Source organism: Neisseria sp. P0021.S005, from assembly GCF_051956955.1.
Map to the genome: position 1 here is coordinate 1 of NZ_JBQCWY010000586.1, position 1,937 is coordinate 1,937.

The 1,937-nt window shown below is 52.2% G+C and carries 3 protein-coding genes; 2 read left to right on the forward strand and 1 reads right to left on the reverse strand.

What is annotated here, in order from left to right; translation table 11 throughout:
• Window positions 1-47: 47 nt before the first annotated feature.
• Both ACTHUE_RS17180 and ACTHUE_RS17185 read left to right on the forward strand, forming a co-directional pair.
• A complete protein-coding gene (locus ACTHUE_RS17180) occupies window positions 48-467 on the forward strand; it encodes a hypothetical protein (RefSeq protein WP_003746427.1) in 420 nt (139 codons plus the stop codon).
• A gap of 91 nt (window positions 468-558) precedes the next feature.
• Window positions 559-1,083, forward strand: a complete 525-nt coding sequence (locus tag ACTHUE_RS17185; protein ID WP_107867270.1) for an RDD family protein — start codon at window positions 559-561, stop codon at window positions 1,081-1,083.
• 94 nt (window positions 1,084-1,177) lie between these two features.
• Here the strand turns inward: ACTHUE_RS17185 and ACTHUE_RS17190 are convergent.
• Window positions 1,178-1,937: beta-ketoacyl synthase N-terminal-like domain-containing protein (locus tag ACTHUE_RS17190; protein WP_440424051.1), on the reverse strand; the 760-nt coding region annotated here is incomplete at its 5' end.

Below are 1,937 nucleotides of genomic sequence, written 5' to 3' on the forward strand. Positions count from 1 at the left end.
CATTTCAGACGGCCTCTTCCAGCAAAAAACAAGGAAACACCAACCATATGGATAATAAAACCAAACTTCGCATCGGCGGTCTGGCCCTGCTGACCACTGCCGTATTAAGCCTCATCATCGTTCTGATTGTCGATTCATGGCCGCTGGCCATTCTGTTGGCCGTCATCATCGTGGCCGCTGCCGCAGGCGGTTTCGTTTGGACTTCACGCCGTCAGCAACGCCAATTCCTCGAGCGCCTGAAAAAATTCGACATCGACCCGGAAAAAGGCCGTATCAACGAAGCCAACCTGCGCCGTATGTACCACAGCGGCGGCCAACATCAAAAAGACGCGATTACCCTGGTTTGCCTGTCACAAAAATGTTCTGTTGACGAAGCGCACGCCATCTTCAAAAAACGTCCGACCCGTCAGGAAATGAACCAAATGGCTGCCCAACAGGCACGCGGTCAAAAACGTCCACATCGCTAATCCCGACAGTAACAGGCCGTCTGAACATCCTATCCCGTTTCAGACGGCCTGTTTTTATTTCCATCAAACCCATTTCCGTTTCCATCGCATTATGACCCGTCTTCCTACCGTCCCACTCAAACGCCGCCTCGCCGCACTGGTTTACGAACTTCTGCTGACCGGCGCCGTTACCAGCATTGCCGCCCTTGCAGCCGGTATTGTCGCCATCTTTCTCAATCCCGTTTCCACGCGCCTGTCCATGCTGACAACCTGTCTGATTTTGTTCTACGCATGGTGGCTCTACTTTCGCGCCAACTGGCACAAAAAAGGCCAAACCCTCGCCATGCAGACATGGAAAATCGGCTTAGCCGATAAAAACGATACCCAGCCGCCCCTGCCGCAGCTGCGCCTACGCTTTATTTGGGCCAGCATTTTTATTGTCTTTATTCCCCTGTTTGCCTACGCCGGATTGCGCCATCTGCTCAATATACCACCCAAAGGCGCATTCGGCGCCGCGCTCATTTGGCTCATCCTGCCATGGGGCTTCGCCCTGTTCCATCCCGACCGCCAGTTCCTCTACGACTTCTTGGCCGGAACAAGGCTGGTGGATTTAAATCAGAAGAAAACAAACGAATAAAATTCGCAAGCATCTCAAGCTCTAAATAAAATAAAGGCCGTCTGAAACTCCAGATACGTTTCAGACGGCCTTTAATCATAACATCAAGCAATGATTATTCTTGCCAACGTTTGAACACCAGCGAAGTATTGACGCCGCCAAAGGCAAAGTTATTGCTGACCACATAATCGGTTTGAATCTCACGTCCGCCCGTTTGAATATAATCCACCTTGCCGCAACGCGGATCGATGTTTTCCAAATTGACGGTCGGCGCAAACCAACCATTGTTCATCATTTCGATGGTAAACCAGGCTTCCAATGCGCCGCACGCGCCGAGTGTATGGCCGAGGTAGCTTTTTTGCGAACTCATCGGTATAAAACCAAACACCGCTTCAGTAGCCAATGTTTCGGCAATATCGCCTTTTTCGGTCGCCGTGCCGTGGCCGCTGACATAGCCGACTTTATCAGGCGTAATACCAGCGTCTTTCAGCGCAAGCTCCATACATTTTTGCATGGTTTCTTTTTGCGGCTGGGTAACGTGGCTGCCGTCGCTGTTGGCACCATAGCCGACAAGCTCGGCATAGATTTTCGCACCGCGCGCACGGGCGTGTTCCAATTCTTCCAATACGAAAATGCCTGCGCCTTCGCCGATGACCAAGCCGTCTCGAGCGTTGTCGTAAGGGCGCGGGGTCAGCTCAGGTTCGCCGTTGCGGCGGCTGGCGGCATAAAGTGAATCGAAAACATACACTTCAGACGGACAAAACTCTTCGCCTCCGCCAGCCAGCATCATATCAATCAGGCCGTATTTAATCGCTTCATAGGCATAACCAATGCCTTGGCTGCCGGAAGAGCACGCGCTCGAAGTCGGGATAATG